This is a genomic window from Actinomyces lilanjuaniae, from assembly GCF_003606385.1.
GTDB classification, from domain to species: Bacteria; Actinomycetota; Actinomycetes; order Actinomycetales; family Actinomycetaceae; genus Actinomyces; species Actinomyces lilanjuaniae.
Genome location: NZ_CP032514.1, coordinates 1060945 through 1078178, shown reverse-complemented (window position 1 = coordinate 1078178; position 17234 = coordinate 1060945). Strand labels below are relative to the sequence as shown.

16 protein-coding genes are annotated in these 17234 nt (G+C 71.3%); 13 read left to right on the top strand and 3 right to left on the bottom strand.

Annotated features, from left to right (window positions below):
- Positions 1-154: 154 nt before the first annotated feature.
- The 13 genes from D5R93_RS04615 to D5R93_RS04560 all read left to right on the top strand — a co-directional run bounded on the left by D5R93_RS04615 (position 155) and on the right by D5R93_RS04560 (position 13581).
- Positions 155-1504, top strand: a complete 1350-nt coding sequence (locus D5R93_RS04615; RefSeq protein ID WP_119835742.1) for a Na+/H+ antiporter family protein — start codon at positions 155-157, stop codon at positions 1502-1504.
- Positions 1505-1634: 130 nt separating this feature from the next.
- On the top strand, positions 1635-2453 hold the full coding sequence (gene proC, locus D5R93_RS04610) for a pyrroline-5-carboxylate reductase (RefSeq protein WP_279221416.1): 819 nt from the start codon (positions 1635-1637) through the stop codon (positions 2451-2453).
- 40 nt (positions 2454-2493) lie between these two features.
- The gene (locus tag D5R93_RS04605; RefSeq protein ID WP_120205807.1) at positions 2494-3192 is read left to right on the top strand and encodes an ABC transporter ATP-binding protein; all 699 of its coding nucleotides are present in this window, start codon (positions 2494-2496) and stop codon (positions 3190-3192) included.
- A gap of 22 nt (positions 3193-3214) precedes the next feature.
- Positions 3215-4105 carry a hypothetical protein gene (locus D5R93_RS04600; RefSeq protein WP_162933837.1) on the top strand — a complete coding sequence of 297 codons (891 nt, stop codon included), beginning with the start codon at positions 3215-3217 and terminating at the stop codon, positions 4103-4105.
- 2 nt (positions 4106-4107) lie between these two features.
- The gene (locus D5R93_RS13170) at positions 4108-4248 is read left to right on the top strand and encodes a hypothetical protein (RefSeq protein ID WP_162933836.1); all 141 of its coding nucleotides are present in this window, start codon (positions 4108-4110) and stop codon (positions 4246-4248) included.
- A gap of 52 nt (positions 4249-4300) precedes the next feature.
- The gene (locus D5R93_RS04595) at positions 4301-5596 is read left to right on the top strand and encodes an FtsX-like permease family protein (RefSeq protein ID WP_120204078.1); all 1296 of its coding nucleotides are present in this window, start codon (positions 4301-4303) and stop codon (positions 5594-5596) included.
- A gap of 422 nt (positions 5597-6018) precedes the next feature.
- Positions 6019-7761, top strand: coding sequence for a nitrite/sulfite reductase (locus tag D5R93_RS04590; protein WP_120204075.1), 1743 nt, complete (start codon positions 6019-6021; stop codon positions 7759-7761).
- On the top strand, positions 7758-8573 hold the full coding sequence (locus tag D5R93_RS04585; protein WP_120204073.1) for a phosphoadenylyl-sulfate reductase: 816 nt from the start codon (positions 7758-7760) through the stop codon (positions 8571-8573). The genes D5R93_RS04590 and D5R93_RS04585 overlap by 4 nt, the downstream gene beginning before the upstream one ends.
- A gap of 99 nt (positions 8574-8672) precedes the next feature.
- Complete coding sequence (cysD, locus tag D5R93_RS04580) at positions 8673-9638, top strand: sulfate adenylyltransferase subunit CysD (protein ID WP_120204071.1); 966 nt, start codon at positions 8673-8675, stop codon at positions 9636-9638.
- Positions 9638-11023 (top strand): sulfate adenylyltransferase subunit 1, encoded by a 1386-nt coding sequence (locus D5R93_RS04575; protein WP_120204068.1) that lies wholly within the window; start codon positions 9638-9640, stop codon positions 11021-11023. Before cysD ends, D5R93_RS04575 begins: the two co-directional genes overlap by 1 nt.
- Positions 11024-11091: 68 nt before the next feature.
- Complete coding sequence (cobA, locus tag D5R93_RS04570) at positions 11092-11847, top strand: uroporphyrinogen-III C-methyltransferase (RefSeq protein ID WP_120205804.1); 756 nt, start codon at positions 11092-11094, stop codon at positions 11845-11847.
- 13 nt (positions 11848-11860) lie between these two features.
- Complete coding sequence (locus D5R93_RS04565) at positions 11861-12781, top strand: sulfite exporter TauE/SafE family protein (RefSeq protein ID WP_120204065.1); 921 nt, start codon at positions 11861-11863, stop codon at positions 12779-12781.
- Positions 12778-13581: a sirohydrochlorin chelatase gene (locus D5R93_RS04560; protein WP_120204063.1), complete on the top strand. Its 804-nt coding sequence runs from the start codon at positions 12778-12780 to the stop codon at positions 13579-13581. Before D5R93_RS04565 ends, D5R93_RS04560 begins: the two co-directional genes overlap by 4 nt.
- On the opposite strand, the gene D5R93_RS04555 is transcribed toward D5R93_RS04560, so the two are convergent.
- From D5R93_RS04555 to arc, 3 genes are all read right to left on the bottom strand, one after another.
- Positions 13558-15162: a proteasome accessory factor PafA2 family protein gene (locus D5R93_RS04555; RefSeq protein WP_120205801.1), complete on the bottom strand. Its 1605-nt coding sequence runs from the start codon at positions 15160-15162 to the stop codon at positions 13558-13560. The genes D5R93_RS04560 and D5R93_RS04555 overlap by 24 nt on opposite strands.
- A 29-nt stretch (positions 15163-15191) precedes the next feature.
- Positions 15192-15377 carry a ubiquitin-like protein Pup gene (locus D5R93_RS04550; protein ID WP_120204060.1) on the bottom strand — a complete coding sequence of 62 codons (186 nt, stop codon included), beginning with the start codon at positions 15375-15377 and terminating at the stop codon, positions 15192-15194.
- Between the two features lie 174 nt (positions 15378-15551).
- A complete protein-coding gene (gene arc / locus D5R93_RS04545) occupies positions 15552-17234 on the bottom strand; it encodes a proteasome ATPase (protein ID WP_120204057.1) in 1683 nt (560 codons plus the stop codon).

Here is a 17234-nt window from a genome sequence, read left to right as displayed (position 1 = left end):
AACCGGGACGCCAGTGCGCCACCACGGTCGGGAGCACGGCAGGCAGCACGGCAGGCAGCACGCCGGACCAGACGCCAGGACACGGCGGTCACAGCAGACGCAGCAGGCACGGTAGGCTCTGCCCGCTCCCTCCCTCGAGTCGGAAGGCTCCACGATGAACGCCGTCCTTCTTGCCGTCCTGGTCATGCTCGTCCTGGCCACGTTGCGCGTGCACGTGGTCCTGTCCCTGTTCGTAGGCGCCCTGGTGGGCGGGCTGACCAGTGGCATGGGGATCGAGGGGACCATGGTCTCCTTCCAGGAAGGGCTTGCTGGCGGCGCCCAGATTGCCCTGTCCTACGCGCTGCTAGGCGCCTTCGCCATGTCCGTGGCCCACTCGGGGCTGCCCCAGCTGCTGGCCAACTGGCTCATCGCCCGCCTGGACACCAGTGACGCGAGCACCTCGCAGAAGATCGTGAGCACCAGCCGGTGGGCGCTGCTGGCCGGGGTCATTGCCATGGCCGTCATGAGCCAGAACCTCATCCCGGTGCACATCGCCTTCATCCCGCTGGTGGTCCCGCCCCTGCTGGTCGTCATGAGCCGGCTGGGACTGGACCGGCGTGCGGTGGCCTGCGCCATCACCTTCGGCCTGGTGACCACCTACATGTTCCTGCCCCTGGGATTCGGCCGGGTCTATCTCAACGACATCCTCTACGGCAACATCGCCAGGGCGGGCCTGGACGTCTCCGACGTCCCGGTCACCCACGCCATGGCCCTGCCCGCCCTGGGGATGCTCGTCGGTGTGCTCACCGCCCTGCTGGTCACCTACCGCAGGCCGCGCGCCTACGACCTCAACGCCCAGGTCGACGCCACCACCCCGCAGACCATCGACCGCCGCCGCGTGGTCGTCGCCCTGGTGGCCGTCGTGGCCTGCTTCGCCGTGCAGACGGCCCTGACGCTCCTGGACTCCGAGGCCGACCCCCTGCTCATCGGCACCCTGGTGGGACTGCTGCTGTTCATGGCCACCAGGGTGGTCGGCTGGAAGGAGGCCGACGACGTCTTCACCAGCGGAATGCGCATGATGGCGCTCATCGGCCTCATCATGATCACTGCCCAGGGCTTCGCCCAGGTGCTCCAGGACAGCGGCCAGATCGACTCCCTGGTGGAGTCCGCGACAGGCCTGTTCTCCGGCAGCCGCGCCGCCGCAGCACTAGTCATGCTGCTGGTGGGTCTGGTCATCACCATGGGTATCGGCTCCTCCTTCTCCACCCTGCCGATCATCTCCGCGATCTACGTGCCCCTGTGCGCCACGCTGGGCTTCTCCCCCGCCGCCACCGTCGCCCTCATCGGCACCTCCGGGGCCCTGGGCGACGCGGGCTCGCCCGCCTCGGACTCCACGCTGGGACCCACCGCCGGCCTCAATGCTGACGGACAGCACGATCACATGCGCGACTCGGTCATCCCCACCTTCATCCACCTCAACATCCCTCTCATCATCGCCGGGTGGCTGGCGGCCATGGTGCTGTAAGACTCCCGGGCCCAGTGGTTAGCCCACCGTGAGCCCCGGCACGAGGCTGCGGCCGCTACGCTGAGGCCATGGCCTCCTCCGCAACCCCCCAGCACCACCCCCACCGACTGCTGCTACGACCGTCGGCTTCATCGGCGCGGGCAACATGGCGGGGGCTGTCCTCCGTGGCGGCACAGCCTCAGGGGTCCTGAACCCCAAGGAGGTGCTGCTGGCCCCCAGCCCGGACCCCAGCGCCGAGCGGCTGGCCGCCGCCACGGGAGCCCGGGTCGCGGACAGCGCCCCAGCCCTGGTGTCCGCCAGCGACGTCGTCGTCCTGGCGGTCAAGCCGCACGTGGTACCCATCGTCCTCGCTGAGGTCCACGACGTCGCGGCCAGCCACACCCCGCTGGTGGTCTCGGTGGCGGCCGGGCTGAGCACCACGCGTCTAGAGTCCCTGCTGCCCGCCGGTGCCCGGGTGGTGCGCACTATGCCGAACATGGCCGCCCTGGTGGGCGAGGCCATGACCGCCCTGGCACCGGGTCGCTCGGCCACCCCTGAGGACCTGGCCACCGCCAGGCGGCTCATGGGCTCGGTGGGCGCCGTCACCGAGCTCGACGAGCACCTCTTCAGCACGTTCACCGCTATCTCGGGTTCCTCACCCGCCTTCGTCCTCACCTTCGTCGAGGCCCTGGCACGGGCGGGTGTGCTGGGCGGGATCCCCAAGGGCCAGGCGGTGGAGATCGTCACCCAGGTCCTCCTGGGCACGGCCCGCACCGTCCAGGCTGAGGCACAGCAGGCCCAGGCCGGCCAGGCTGCCCGCACGCCAGCGGACCTCGTGGACGCCGTGTCCTCCCCCGGCGGGACAACTGTGGCCGGGCTGGTGGCCATGGAGCGGGCGGGCTTCTCCGACGCCGTCATCCGGGGTGCCCAGGCGGCCGCGCAGCGCGACCGCGAGCTGGGCGAGGGCTGAGCTCCCCACTCCAGCAGGCAACCGGACAGTGGAGACGTGCATGGGCATCACAGTCAACTCGATAAGCAAGTCGTTCGGCCACGGCGAGGGGGCGGTCCAGGTACTCAAGGACGTCTCCCTCACGGTGGACACCTCGGAGATCTGCTGCGTCGTGGGGGCCAGCGGGTCGGGGAAGTCGACCCTGCTGAACTGCACCGGAGGCCTGGAGCGGCCCGACTCGGGCACGATCACCGTGACCGACCAGGAGATCACCTCGCTGGGGCACAAGGCGCTGACCCGGTTCCGCCGCCACCACGTCGGGTTCGTCTTCCAGTTCTACAACCTCGTCCCCAACCTCACGGCCAGGGAGAACATCGAGGTCTGCGAGTACCTGAGCAGGACCCCCATGCCGCTGGACGAGCTCATTGACGAGCTGGGCCTGGGCGAGCACCAGCACAAGTTCCCCTCCCAGCTCTCCGGCGGCCAGCAGCAGCGGTGCGCGATCGCGCGCGCCCTGGTCAAGCGACCCGCCGTCCTCCTGTGCGACGAGCCCACCGGCGCGCTGGACTACGAGATGTCCAGGGAGATGCTCCGGCTGCTGGAGCAGGTCAACCAGGACCACGGGACCACGGTGGTCATCGTGACCCACAACCAGGCGATATCCGCGATGGCCCACCGCACGGTCACGGTCAGGGACGGACGCGTCGAGGACGTCTCCCTCACACCGAGCCCCGTGCCCGCGTCCAGCCTGTCCTGGTGAGAGAGCTGAGGGAGTCTGAGCCATGAGCACGCGCGTGCTACGTCGGCGCAGCATGAGGGACCTGCGCGACCACGCAGTTAGGTACGCAGGCTCGGCGCTGCTGGTCCTCCTGGGTGTGTTCGTCGCCACCGGCATGTCCGCGGGAAACGAGACGGCCCTGGGCACCGTCCTGGACAACCAGGAGGCCGCCCACGTCGAGGACGTCTCCATGACGACCTCCGGCCCCCTTGACGCCCAGGTCCTCGAGGCGCTGGAGCACAGGGGCGTGCAGGTCGAGCGGTCGGACTACCTGGACGTGTCCGGGCCAGGTGACAGCACCAGCACTGGCAGTCCTGACAGCACTGTGCGCGTCTTCCAGGACCGCTTAGAGATCAACACCGTCACCCTGGACTCCGGGAGCCTGCCGCAGTCCTCCGACGAGGTCGTCGTCGAGAAGCTCTACGCCGCAGCCCACCGCCTGGACGTCGGCTCCAGCATCGAGCTGGACGGCGCCTCCTACACCGTCAGCGGCCTGGGATCCACCCCCGACTACTCCACCGTCGTGTCCCGGGCCTCCGGCGTCATCGCTGACGCCGAGACCTTCGGCACCGCCTTCGTCTCGCCGCGGGGATGGCAGCGCCTGGCAGACGGCTCCCGCACACCCGTGAGCGCCTACTCCTTCCTGCTGGGAGACTCCGGCCTAAGTGCCGAGGACCTGGCCACCGAGGTCGCTGAGACGTCGGTCAAGGTCGCGGCCCGGTCCCGCCAGCAGCCGGACGCAGGAGACGCATCCGACCCGGCTAGCCTGGCTGACGCGGCCGTCTCAGCGGTGTCAGTCACCTCCTTCCTCAAGCAGGAGGACAACCCGAGGATCGTCGCAGCCGCGGACGACCTGCGGCTCACCACGCAGACCGCCCGCCTGGCGGGGGTATAGCCATGCTCCTCATCGCCTACGTGCTGGCCACCCTGGTCGCGGAGAGCATCCGCAGGGACTCTCCGGTGATCGGCACCTTCTACGCGCTGGGGCTGACTCGTGGCGAGCTGATCCGGCACTACATGACTCTGCCCTGGCCCTGACGACCGCCTCCGCCGTGGTCGCCACGGGCGCGGGTGCCCTGGCCGCCCCTACATGCAGAACCAGACGAACTACTACTCGCTCCCCGCCGTCCACGCCAGTGTCACACCGCTGACGGTGGTCTACGGCCTGGCGGCCCCGCTGGTGTCGGTCACGGTGGTGGGCTACGTGGTGCTCAGGCGGAGGCTGTCCAAGGAGCCCCTCCAGCTCCTGCGGCGCGACCTCGGCAGGACCCGCCCGCCTAGGATCAGGCTCTCCAGGCTGTCCTTCGCCGCCCGGTTCCGGGTCCGTCACGCGCTGCGGGAGTACCGGACCTACCTGCTCATGCTGTGCGCGATGCTCCTGTCCGTCCTGCTGCTCGTCCTCAGCCTTGGCATGAGGGCCAGCATCGCCGCCTATGCCGATGACGTCAGGTCAGGTATCCCCTTCGGCTACATGTACGTGCTGGCTGGCGACCTCCCGTCCTCGCAGCACCCCGACGACCTCCTCGATGACCTCCCCGACGACGCCGAGCTGGCCTCGGTCCGCTCGGTGTCCCTGTCACGGCCCCTGTCGCGCTCCTCAGGCGCGGGGCCTGACAACGTGAGCCTCATCGGGGTCAGTGAGGGCAGCCGCTACTTCACCCAGGACCTCCAGGTTCCCGCGGCGGACCACGTCTACGTGTCCGAGCCCATGGCACTGCGCCACTCGCTGTCTGCCGGCGACCAGCTCACCCTCACCACGGCAGACGGCCAGGGCCATGACGTCGTCGTCGAGGGGACCGTCTCCTACCCCGAGCCCATGGTCTTCTCGCCCCGGGCCAGCGCCAACGAGCTGCTCGGCGAGCAGCCCGACTCCGCCAACGCCGTCCTGACCAGCGCCGAGGACGACGCCCTGGCCCGGCAGGCCGTCACCACCGTCAGCCGCAGCGGCATCATCAAGGGGGTCGACACGATGGCCAGCCTCATGGCGACCACGGTCTACACCGTGCTGGCAGCCTCGGTGGCCCTGCTGGTCCTCGTCATGCTGCTGCTGATGAGGATGGCCATCGACAAGGAGACCTACTCCATCTCCTTGATGAGGACCCTGGGCTACTCCGAGCGCGAGGTCGGCTCGTTCTACCTGGACAGCTACCTGCTGCTCGCGGTCGTGGCCCTCCTGGTAGGGGTGCCCCTGTCGGTGGCGGTCATGCGCCCTGTGTGGCAGGTCCTCATCGCAAGCGTGTCCTTCTCCATCGAGTTCGTCCTGCCCTGGGGCTCTGTGGCCGTCATCGCGGCGCTGGTCATCACCACCTGTGCCGCCGCACGCCTCGCCGCCGGGCGCCACCTGAGCAGGGTGGAGGCCACGGAGATCCTCAAGGACAGGGAGTAGGCCACAGGGAGCAGGTCCGGCCGCGCCCCGCCCCCGGCCACGCGCCCGGCGCTGGCTAGCAGCCGCGAGCGCGCCCGTACCACCGCACGTATGAGGCTAACCACACTTGCCGTCAGCAAGACGCTGTGCCTAGGATCCCTGTCATGACCTCCCAGCACGCGCTGCGCACCGTCGGGCACCGCCTCGCGGTGGACCGGCGTGCCCATGCTTGGGTCATGTGTTGTCAGGCCTGACCAGCGCCTGAGACCCAGCGGGAGGCACCTGCCACGCTGAGCAACGACTCGGGCGCGACGACGCGTCCGGGCGGCCTGCTGCTCTCACGAGGCCCCAGCACCCAGACAGCTCTCGACGGCACTGCCAGCTGTGCCCAGACGACTGCTCCGGACGCTCCCCACCCACACACGGAGAAGCCTGGAGAAGCCATGAGCACCGCAGACAGGCCCGGTACCACCGGTACCGGCACCCGCCCGCAGCCAGCGGAGAGGGTACGCCCTCCGCGCAAGGCCCGTCCCAACGGCCAGTGGGCCGTCGACGGCACCACCCCGCTCAACGAGAACGAGGCCGTCAAGCAGCAGGGTCCCCCGCTGGAGGTGCGTGAGCGCATCCTCTCCACCTACGCCACTGGCGGCTTCGAGTCGATCGACCCTGACGACCTCCATAGCCGCTTCCGCTGGTGGGGCCTGTACACCCAGCGCCGACAGGGGATCGACGGCGGGCGCACCGCCCAGCTCGACATCTCCGAGCTGGAGGACCACTACTTTCTTCAGCGCATCCGCCTGGACGGAGGCAGCCTCAACCGCGAGCAGCTGCGCACCATAGGCGGGATCTCCAACGACTTCGCACGCGGCACCGCCGACCTCACCGACCGGCAGAACATCCAGCTCCACTGGGTCGAGATCGCCAGCGTGCCCGAGATGTGGCGGAGGCTGGAGTCCGTGGGCCTGACCACTATCGAGGGCTGTGGGGACACGCCGCGCGGCTTCCTCGTCTCCCCCGTGGCCGGTATCGCCAAGGACGAGGTCATCGACCCCACCCCCGTGGCCCAGGCCATCAGGGACACCTATCTGGGCGACCCCGAGCTGGCCAACCTGCCCCGCAAGTTCAAGACTGCCTTGACCGGCTCCCCCACCCTGGACGTGCTCCACGAGATCAACGACATCGCCCTGGTGGGAGTCAGGCACCCCGAGCTGGGCCCCGGCTACGACCTGTGGGTCGGTGGCGCCCTGTCCACCGCCCCGCGCCTGGGCCAGCGCCTGGGAGCCTTCGTCAGCCAGGAGGACGCCCTGGACGTGTGGCACGGGGTCATCAGGATCTTCCGCGACTACGGCTACCGCCGACTGCGCAACAAGGCCCGGCTCAAGTTCCTCATGGCCGAGTGGGGGCCGCAGCGCTTCCGTCAGGTCCTCCAGGAGGAGTACCTGGGGCGGACGCTGCCCGACGGGCCACCGCCCGAGCCACCCCGAGGCGACAGCGACCACATCGGTGTCCACGAGCAGAAGGACGGCCTGTTCTGGGTGGGAGCCAAGCCACCTGTGGGACGGCTGTCCGGAGACGTCCTGCTGGGCCTGGCCGACCTGGCCGGGCGGCTGGGCAGCGACCGGGTGCGCACCACGCCCTCCCAGAACCTGCTCCTGCTCGACGTCCCCTCCGAGCGGGTCCCTGAGGCCGTCAGCGGACTGCGCGAGCTGGGCCTGGAGGCGCAGCCGGGTGTCTTCCAGCGCCACACCATGGCCTGCACCGGCCTGGAGTTCTGCAAGTTCGCCATCGTGGAGACCAAGAGGCTGGCCGAACGCGTCACCGCCGAGCTCGACCAGCGCCTGGCCGACCTGGGCGAGGCCGGCCCGGACCGCAGGATCACGCTGACCGTCAACGGCTGCCCCAACTCCTGCGTACGCATCCAGACCGCCGACATCGGGCTCAAGGGGCAGATCATCACTGTCGACGGCGAGCAGGTCCCCGGCTTCCAGGTGCACCTGGGAGGTGGCCTGGCCACGGCTGGGCGCCCCGAGGCGGGGCTGGGACGCACGGTGCGGGGCCTCAAGGTGCCCGCCAGCGACCTGACCGACTACATCGAGCGTCTGGTGCGCCGCTACCTCGCCCAGCGCGAGGACGAGGAGTCCTTCTCCCAGTGGGCGCACCGGGCAGACCAGGAGGAGCTCCAGTGACACCAGCAACGACACCATCCACCACGTCACCGGGGACGCCGGGGGCACAGCTCGGACCGGCGGCAGCAGCACCTGGCGCCCGTGGTCCTCAGTCCTCGGCCCCGCCCACCCGCCCACGCCGCCCCGTCACCGAGCTGCGCGAGCTGGCCGAGCGCGGCGCCCGCGAGCTCGGTCACGACGCCCCCGCGCAGGCCGTGGCCCGCTGGGCGGTGGAGAACTTCCCCGGGACCCTCGCCGTGGCCTGTTCCATGGCCGACGCCGTCCTCCCCCACGTCATCTCCCAGGAGGCGCCCGGCGTCGACGTCCTCTTCCTGGACACCGGCTACCACTTCCCCGAGACCCTCGGCACCCGCGACGCGGTGGCGGCCACCATGGACGTCAACGTGGTGGACGTCGTGCCCCAGGAGAGCGTGGCCGAGCAGGAGGAGCGCCTGGGTGCCGACCTGTGGGCGCGCGACCCGGCCACCTGCTGCCGGCTGCGCAAGGTCGAGCCCCTGAACCTGGCGCTGGGCGGGTACGAGGCCTGGGCCACCGGCGTGCGCCGTGAGGAGGCGCCCACCCGTACTGCGACCCCCCTGGTCGGCTGGGACGAGACCCACCAGATGGTCAAGATCAACCCCCTGGCCCCCTGGAGCCTTGAGGAGCTGATGTCCTACGCAACCGAGCACGGGGTCCTGGTCAACCCGCTGGTCTACGACGGCTACCCCTCCATCGGGTGCGCCACCTGCACCAGGCGGGTCGCCCCCGGTGAGGACCCGCGCTCAGGGCGGTGGGCCGGCTTCAGCAAGACCGAGTGCGGCATCCACCTGTGAGCAGGCAGCCCAGCGCATGGCACCAGCACCTCAGGAACCATGTCAGGACCAGCCGCAGCGACCAGCACAGCATCCACAAGCCACGAGAGCCGGAGAACGATGAGTACGACCACGACATCGAGTGAGACAGCAGCCCCGGTCAGGCAGCCGAGCGGCCCTCCCACGGGACGCGGGCACCTGGACCACCTGGAGGCCCTGGAGGCCGAGGCGATCCTGGTCATCCGGGAGGTGGTCGCCGAGTGCCGTCGTCCCGTGCTGCTGTTCTCTGGCGGCAAGGACTCCGTGGTCTTGCTCCACCTGGCCCGCAAGGCCCTGTGGCCAGCGCCCGTCCCCTTCCCCGTGCTGCACGTGGACACCGGTCACAACTTTCCCGAGGTCCTGGACTATCGTGACGCTGTTGTCCGTGAGCTGGGGCTGCGGCTGGTGGTCGCCAGGGTGCAGGACTACATCGACGACGGCCGCCTGCGCGAGCGGGCTGACGGCACCCGCAACCCCCTCCAGACCCTTCCCCTGCTGGACGCCATCGCCGACGGAGGGTTCGACGGGGTCTTCGGTGGCGGCAGACGCGACGAGGACCGGGCGCGGGCCAAGGAGCGCGTGGTGTCCCTGCGTGACGAGTTCGGCCAGTGGGACCCGCGTAACCAGCGCCCCGAGCTGTGGAACCTGTTCAACACCCGCCACCGCCCGGGTGAGCACGTGCGGGTCTTCCCGCTGAGCAACTGGACCGAGCTGGACGTGTGGCGCTACATCGAGCGTGAGGACATCAGGCTGCCCAGCCTCTACTACGCCCACGAGCGCGAGGTCGTCTCCCGCGACGGCATGTGGGTGGCTGTGTCTCCCGTGACCGTGCCGCGGGACGGGGAGGAGGTGGTCACCCGCACCGTGCGCTACCGCACTGTGGGCGACATGTCCTGCACCGGCGCGGTTCTGTCCCGCGCCGCCACCAACCACGAGGTCGCCGTCGAGGTCGCCGCCTCCACTGTGACCGAGCGGGGCGCCACCCGTGCTGACGACCGCCTCAGCGAGGCCGCGATGGAGGACCGCAAGAAGGAGGGCTACTTCTGATGGACACCCTGGCCCAACCAGCCCAGTCGGCCCCGCCGCAGGCGCCAGCCGACCAGCCGACCCAGCACTCACCCGTCGGCGGGCTGCTGCGCCTGGCCACCGCCGGCAGCGTCGACGACGGCAAGTCCACGCTCGTGGGCCGCCTGCTCCTGGACTCCAGGTCGGTGCTGCGCGACCAGATGGCCGCCGTCGAGCAGGTCAGCCTCGACAGGGGGCTGACCAGCGCGGACCTCGCTCTGCTCACCGACGGCTTGCGGGCCGAGCGCGAGCAGGGCATCACCATTGACGTCGCCTACCGCTACTTCGCCACCACGCGGCGCTCCTTCATCCTGGCTGACTGCCCCGGTCACGTGCAGTACACCCGCAACACGGTCACCGGCTCCTCCACCGCCGACGTCGTGGTGCTGCTGGTGGACGCCCGCCACGGCGTGGTGGAGCAGACCCGCAGGCACCTGGCGGTGGCCGCGCTGCTGCGCGTGCCCAACGTGGTGGTCGCGGTCAACAAGATCGACCTAGTGGGGTTCTCCGCCCAGGCCTACCAGGAGGTCGACACCCAGGTTCACGAGGTCGCCTCCGGGCTGGGAGTCAGGCAGGTACGCACACTACCCACCTCCGCGCTGCTGGGGGACAACGTGGTGGAGGCCTCCCAGCGCACCCCCTTCTACACAGGCCCCACCCTCCTGGGCCTGCTGGAGACCCTGCCCGCTCAGGGCGAGGAGGCAGGACTGCCCTTCCGCATGCCGGTCCAGATGGTCATCCGCCCGCAGACCGCGGCCCCCAGCGAGGAGCTGCGTGACTACCGCGGCTACGCGGGCCAGGTCTCCTCCGGCCGTGTGCGGGTGGGCGAGGAGGTGGTAGCGCTGCCCAGTGGCAGGCGCTCCACCGTTGCCAGCATCGACCTGGCCGACACCCGACTGGGCGAGGCCTCAGCCGGGCAGTCGGTGACGATACGCCTGGCCGACGACATCGACCTCGCCCGCGGGGACACCCTGGCCTGCGCCAGCATGCCGCCCCAGCCTGTACGCAGGCTTCAGGCCGACCTCGCCTGGCTGAGCGAGGACCCGCTGCGGCCACGCACCCGGGTGCTGCTCAGGCACGGTACTCAGACCGTCCAGGCCCTCGTGGAGGAGGTCGAGGGACGCCTCGACCTCGACGACCTGACCACCACACCGACCACCTCCCTGGTACTCAACGACATTGGCCGCGTCCGGCTGCGCCTGGCCTCCCCCGTCCCGGTGGAGGACTACTCCGTCTCCCGCCGCGACGGGGCCTTCCTCCTCATCGACCCTCAGGACGGGGTGACCCTGGCGGCGGGCATGGCCCGTCTGCCCCACGGCGCGCAGCCCGACCCAGCGCCCCCGGAAGCTGGGATGGTCCTGCCGTGAGCGCCGTACGGGACACCTCCAGACTCCCTGCCCACCACCGGGCTACCGGGCCTGGCTCCCAGGGCTGGGTGGCACTGATCGGCGGAGGGCCCGGTGCCGCCGACCTCATCACGGTCCGCGGCCAGCGGCTGCTCGCCCAGGCTGACGTCGTGGTCACCGACGCCCTGGCCCCCCGTGCCCTGCTCGACAAGGGCCTCCCGGGACCGGCAGGCGGCGCCTCAGGGGTCGGCGCAGAGATCATTGACGCCTCCAAGCGACGGGGCAGCCACACCATGGACCAGCGCGACATTGACGCCGTCCTGGTGGAGCGCGCCCTGAGGGGCCAGCGTGTGGTCCGGCTCAAGGGTGGCGACCCCTACGTCCTGGGACGCGGGGGCGAGGAGGCGGCTGCCTGCCGCAGCTCAGGTGTGCCGGTGGAGGTCGTACCCGGGGTGACCAGCGCCGTGGCCGTGCCCGCAGCCGCGGGCATCCCGGTCACCCACCGGGGCCTGTCCCGCGGGTTCACCGTGGTCACCGCCCACGCCGACCTCGGGGAGGTGCCCCGCAGGCGGGACCACACCCTCATCCTGCTCATGGGGGTCACCCACCTGGAGGCCTCGGTGGGGGTGCTGCTTGAGACCGGGCACGACCCGGCGACACCCGTGGCCGTCATCGAGCGCGGCTACCACCCTGACCAGCGGGTGACCACCACGGTGCTGCGGTGCCTGCCCGACGTCGCAGCCAGGGTTGGCGTGAGCGCCCCGGCCGTCATCGTCATCGGCGACGTCGTCACGGTCAGCCCGGCCTGGGCGGACCGGGTCACAGCTGGGCCCACGGCTGACTGAAGGAGCTCTCACCATGCGCGCACTTGTCCTCCTGGCCGTCTTCGGCCTGGTCGCACAGCTGGTGGACGGCACCCTGGGAATGGGGTACGGGCTCACATCCTCCTCCCTGCTCCTGCTGGCCGGGCTGAGCCCGGCCACGGCCTCCGCCAGCGTCCACCTCGCTGAGATCGGTACCACGCTGGCTGGCGGCGCCTCCCACTGGGGCCTGGGCAACACCGACATGCGTCTGGTGGCCCGCCTGGGCCTGCCCGGGGCGCTGGGGGCCTTCCTGGGAGCGAGCATCCTGTCCCGCCTGCCGGTCCGGGCGGCCACCCCGGTCACGGCCACCCTCCTGGCCGTCCTGGGGGTCTACGTGCTGGCACGCTTCACACTGCGTCCTGCGCGGCAGGGCGGGACACGCACGTGCCCGCACCGAACCCGCTTCCTGGCGCCGCTAGGAGTCGTAGGCGGGTTCTTGGACGCCACCGGGGGCGGCGGCTGGGGACCGGTAGTCACCACCGCTCTCATGTCCTCGGGCAGGACGGCCCCCCGCACGGTGGTGGGCTCGGTCAGCGCCTCGGAGTTCCTCGTCACCGTAGCGGCCTCCCTCGGCTTCCTCGCCGGGCTGGGCGGCACCGGTATCCGTCCTGGCGTGGTGGCGGCACTGCTGGCAGGCGGGCTGGTGGCCGCGCCGGTGGCGGCCTGGCTGGTGGCCAGGCTGCCCACGGGCGTCCTGGGCGCCGCGGTGGGCGGCCTCATTGTGGCCACGAACCTGCGTACCCTGCTGGCCTGGGCTGAGGCCTCAGCACAGGCCTACGCCATCACCTACACGCTGCTGGTACCCACCTGGCTGGTCCTGCTGTCTGTGGCTGTCAGCCGCTCCCACACCAGGCAGACAGGCCGGGCGACCACGAGCCTGTCCCGCCGCCCCCAGCGACAGGAGGCCGGCGTATGAGCAGCACCAGCCGCGCGGCGCGTGGAAGCCAGCCGCCCCTGGTCCTGCTGGCCCACGGGTCGAGGCGCCCCGCACGCTACCCACCGCTGGCCCGCACCGTGCAGCAGGTCCGCACGGCGCTGCCCCGGGTCGAGGTGCGCTCCGGCTACGTCGACCTGCAGGAGCCCGGGCCCGAGGCGGCTCTGGAGGGGCTCACCGGCCCTGTGGTTCTTCCGTTCTTCCTGGCCCGGGGCTACCACGTCCTCCACGACGTCCCCGCTGCCGTCCACCGACACGGCTCGGGGACGGTGACCGCCCACCTGGGGAGTGACAGCCAGGTGGTCACGGTGGTCGCCCAGAGGCTGGACCAGGCGGCACGGCACCTGGGCGGGACCGAGGCGCTGGACCACGTCGTCCTGGGCGCCGCAGGGTCGCGCAACCGCGCGGCACTGGCTGAGGTTGAGGCCGTCTCAGCCAGGTTGTCTCAGCTCCTGGGCCTGCCGGTGACAACGGCCTACCTGTCCGCGTCGGGACCCAGCGTGGCCCAGGCGGTCCGCTCCGCCCGACGGCGCGGGGCCGCCCGGGTGGGCGTCGCCACCTACCTGCTGGCCCAGGGGCGCTTCCACCAGGCGCTGGGCACCACAGGGGCCGACATCGTGGCTGATCCTGTGGGAGGGCACCCGGGCCTGGCGGAACTGGTGGCGCGCCGCTACCTCCAGGCCGTGGACCGCCAGCAGCCAGGCACAACGCCATCTCTCCCGCTCTACCCGTCCGTCCTGCCAGCTCTGGCAGGTCTGTCAGCCCGGCACCCCCAGGCCTGAGCGGCCAGGCAGGTCGATAAGGCGCATCTCGCGGCGGCTCAGGCTGCGCACCCGTTCGGTCAGCGCCTGGGCGGCGTCGTCCTGGCTGGCCAGGGGGTCGGGCAGGTCCACTGGCGTGGTGGGCGGGGAGTCCAGGCGCAGGCTCTCCCAGGTCACCGAGAAGTCCGCCCCCCGGGCCAGGCAGGCCCGGACAAACTCCCCACGCAGCGCGGCCCGTGTGGGCGGGGGCTGGGTGCGGGCCCGGGCCGTCTCCTCCGGGTCGCACAGACTGGCCAGACCACCCTGTTGGCGCAGCCGCGCGGTCAGGCCGGTGTCGGCGTCCAGGTCGTGGTAGGCCAGGTCCACCCGGGTGCGCAGTACCTCCAGGGTCCTGCCGCCCAGATCAGGGTGGCGCGCACGATGTGCCCGCATGACCCGCCTCTTGACCGCCCAGTCGATCTCGGTGTCGATGCCGCTGGCGTCACGGGTGCGCAGGGCGGTAACCACCCTGGGGGCGAGGTCACGCAGCAGGTGGTCGGCCCCTTCCAGGGCGGGCGGAGTGCCCTCGGTCTCCAGACGGCGTGCCAGCCGCTCGGCGAAGGCCTCCTGGACGTCGACGGCACTGAGCTCGCGGCCCTGGCAGGTGCGCGCCTCGGCCTCGCCCCAGGCACTGGTGCCCAGGCGGCCCAGCACCGCCAGAGGATCGGCCAGGACCAGGTCAGAGAAGTCCTCCCCCGCCTCCAGGGCGTCCAGGAGCAGGAGGGTCAGCACGCTGCGCAGGCCCGCCGTGGGCTCGGCCATGGTGGTGTCCGCGCAGGTCACGTGCAGGCGGCGCAGGCGCTTACGGTCGGCGTGGGGCTGGTCACGGGTGTTGACCAGGGCCCGCTGCCCGGTGGTGTCCGCCGAGGCCAGGGCGCGCAGATGAGGGGCGCGCGGAGACAGCCCCCAGCAGGCGTCCTCCGGCAGGTCCACCTGGTCCCCCCGGGTGTCCCGGCCCGGCAGCTCGTGGCCCTCCTGGCCGGGCGCGCCCCCGGGCAGCGGTACCCCGGTACCCACCAGGACGGGCCGGGTAGCCAGGAAGGAGGCGAGCACCGGCATCACAGCCTCAATGTCCAGGCTGCGGGGCACGGAGTAGTTCTCGTGGCAGCCGTAGGTGTGCCCGGCGGAGTCCGTGTTGTTGGCCAGGACGTGGATGCGTGCGGGCGTGCCGCGGCGCGACAAGGTGGTGGTGGCCCGCCGCGCCATGGCGGCCAGGAGCGCGCGCCCGGCCTGGTCCTGGGCCACCAGGTCGCGCACGGTGGCGCACTCCGCGGTGGCGTACTCCGGATGGGAGCCGACGTCGAGGTAGAGCCGCCCCCCGTTGGGCAGGAAGAGGTTGTCCGAGCGGTAGCCCTCAGGGCGGTGGCGCAGCAGGAAGGCGGCGGCCTCCTGCGCCCCCATAAGGTCCGCTGGCCCTGTGGAGCCAGTGGAGTCCGCCGACTCAGCAGGACCCGTGCGCCCGGTGGGCGCGTCTGCCCTGGCCCCGACCGCCCCGCGCAGCGGGGCGCAGACCACAGCCAGCTCGGTCTCCAGACCTGTGGCGCGCCCGGGGCGGCTGGCCATCCCTGTGCCTGGGAGGCTCTCCGGGCGGCTCACTGGCCACCCTTCTGGACGAACCCGCGAACAAACTCCTGGGCATCCACCGCCAGGACCTCGTCGATGACGTCAAGCACAGAGTCAAGGTCCTGGCCGCGGGCGGGCCCGCGGGGCGGGGGCGGGGTGTCGTCGGGCGCGGGGTCGTCGTGGTGGGAGCGCGAGGGCTGGGCGAACTCACTCATGGGTGCCTCCTGGCGGGTCAGGCTGTCAGGTCGACTCTGCTGTGCTGTCTGTCTGCGTGCTGGGCTGGGCTGGGCTGCCTGTCTCACTACCTGCGTGCAGCCGGGCGGCTCACGGGTCCCGGGCACGGCTCCAGGCACGCGGCACACTCACACCGTGCCACAGCGCGCCCCGGCTCACAGCGCACGCTCCCGCTGGAGCACCCGCATGGACACTACCGCGGCACCGCGCCGTCCTGCCACGCGCGCCCAGTCGTCGGGGTGGACGGTGGCGGGCAGTCCCTCGTTCTCCACGATCTCCTCCACGACGGCGCGCTCCAGGTGCCCGGCCCCCAGGCCGCGCGCACCGGTAGTCACCAGCTCCTTGACAGCCGCCTTCTTGGCGCGGTCCACAATGTTGGCCAGCATCGCCCCGGAGACGAGGTCGGCAACGTGGAGGATCTCCACCTCGCCGTCGGCACGGCTCAGCTCGACCATCTCGGTGGCGGTGGTGCGCGTGTAGAGCCGCGCCACGACGTCGTCGGCCAGGGCGGCCACCGCCGCCGCCGGCGAGCCGTGGGCAGCCACCAGGTCCTCGCGCAGGGGCAGGTCCTCGGTGAGGTAGGTGGCCAGGATCTCCCGGGCACCGTCAGCGTCAGGGCGGGCGACGTGGATCTTGACGTCCAGGCGGCCCGGCCGCAGGATCGCCGGGTCGATCATGTCCTCCCGGTTGGTGGCGCCGATGACCACGACGTTGTCCAGCTCGTCCACGCCGTCGATCTCGGCCAGCATCTGGGGCACCACGGTGGTCTCCACGTCCGAGGACCGCCCCGAGCCGCGGGTACGGAACAGGGAGTCCATCTCGTCAAAGAAGACGACCACGGGGATCCCCTCGGCGGCCTTCTCCCGGGCGCGGGCGAAGATGACGCGGATGCGCCGCTCGGTCTCGCCCACGTACTTGTCCAGCAGCTGGGGGCCCTTGATGTTGAGGAAGTAGGAGTCCTGGCCGCTGCCCTGCCCCAGGGAGGCGGCCACGGCCTTGGCAATGAGGGTCTTGCCGCATCCGGGCGGGCCGTAGAGGAGCACGCCGCGCGGCGGGGCCAGGCGGTGCTCCCGGTAGAGGTCGGGGTGGAGAAACGGCAGCTCGACGGCGTCGCGGATGAGGTCGATCTGGCCACCCAGGCCACCGATATCGGTGTAGGAGACATCAGGCACCTCCTCCAGGAGCAGGTCCTCGACCTCGGCACGCACCACTGCGCGCATGGCCATGCGCGCGGTCAGGTCCGCCACCAGGGCGTCACCCACCCGGGGCCGTGCACGCTCCAGCTCCTCGGACAGGGCCAGGACCTGTTCCTCGTCGTGACGGGCCAGCACCAGCACGGTGGAGTCCGCGTAGGTCTCCTTGACGGTGACTACGTCACCGAAGCGTGGCGCCGGGGCCACGGCGGTGATGACCAGGTGCTCGTTGAGGACCACGTCGGTGCCGGGGGCCAGGGTGGAGGCGATGACGCCCGGCCCCACCCCCACCCGGTGGCGCCTACCCGCCAGGGAGACGTCCGCGGTGCGCTCGGTGGCGTCAACGGCGAGCACGGTGGCGTGGGCCAGGGGCGGGGCCTGGAGGGCCTTGACGTCGTCGTGGAGGGTGGCCAGCTCGGTGCGTGCCGCCCGCAAGGCGCTGGCCAGGTGGTTGTTCTTGCGGGTGAGGGCACCCACCTGCTCGGTCAACTCGCGCAGACGGGAGTCGGCACCCTCAGCCTCCCCGACCGCAGATGGGACAGCGGTCTCCGCAGGCCCCGGGCTCCCTGTGCTCTCAGGGCCCTCCGGAGCGGGTGAAACGGACGTCGCCTGAGACGCCCGTGGCGTACGAGAGGTGGCGGCCAT

Bases quoted from the DNA above. Each gene is read 5' to 3' on its own strand.
- D5R93_RS04615 (WP_119835742.1), top strand. From the start codon at position 155: ATGAACGCCGTCCTTCTTGCCGTCCTGGTCATGCTCGTCCTGGCCACG.
- D5R93_RS04605 (WP_120205807.1), top strand. From the start codon at position 2,494: ATGGGCATCACAGTCAACTCGATAAGCAAGTCGTTCGGCCACGGCGAG.
- D5R93_RS04600 (WP_162933837.1), top strand. From the start codon at position 3,215: ATGAGCACGCGCGTGCTACGTCGGCGCAGCATGAGGGACCTGCGCGAC.
- D5R93_RS13170 (WP_162933836.1), top strand. From the start codon at position 4,108: ATGCTCCTCATCGCCTACGTGCTGGCCACCCTGGTCGCGGAGAGCATC.
- D5R93_RS04595 (WP_120204078.1), top strand. From the start codon at position 4,301: ATGCAGAACCAGACGAACTACTACTCGCTCCCCGCCGTCCACGCCAGT.
- D5R93_RS04590 (WP_120204075.1), top strand. From the start codon at position 6,019: ATGAGCACCGCAGACAGGCCCGGTACCACCGGTACCGGCACCCGCCCG.
- cysD (WP_120204071.1), top strand. From the start codon at position 8,673: ATGAGTACGACCACGACATCGAGTGAGACAGCAGCCCCGGTCAGGCAG.
- D5R93_RS04575 (WP_120204068.1), top strand. From the start codon at position 9,638: ATGGACACCCTGGCCCAACCAGCCCAGTCGGCCCCGCCGCAGGCGCCA.
- D5R93_RS04565 (WP_120204065.1), top strand. From the start codon at position 11,861: ATGCGCGCACTTGTCCTCCTGGCCGTCTTCGGCCTGGTCGCACAGCTG.
- D5R93_RS04560 (WP_120204063.1), top strand. From the start codon at position 12,778: ATGAGCAGCACCAGCCGCGCGGCGCGTGGAAGCCAGCCGCCCCTGGTC.
- D5R93_RS04555 (WP_120205801.1), bottom strand. From the start codon at position 15,162: ATGGCCAGCCGCCCCGGGCGCGCCACAGGTCTGGAGACCGAGCTGGCT.
- D5R93_RS04550 (WP_120204060.1), bottom strand. From the start codon at position 15,377: ATGAGTGAGTTCGCCCAGCCCTCGCGCTCCCACCACGACGACCCCGCG.
- arc (WP_120204057.1), bottom strand. From the start codon at position 17,234: ATGGCCGCCACCTCTCGTACGCCACGGGCGTCTCAGGCGACGTCCGTT.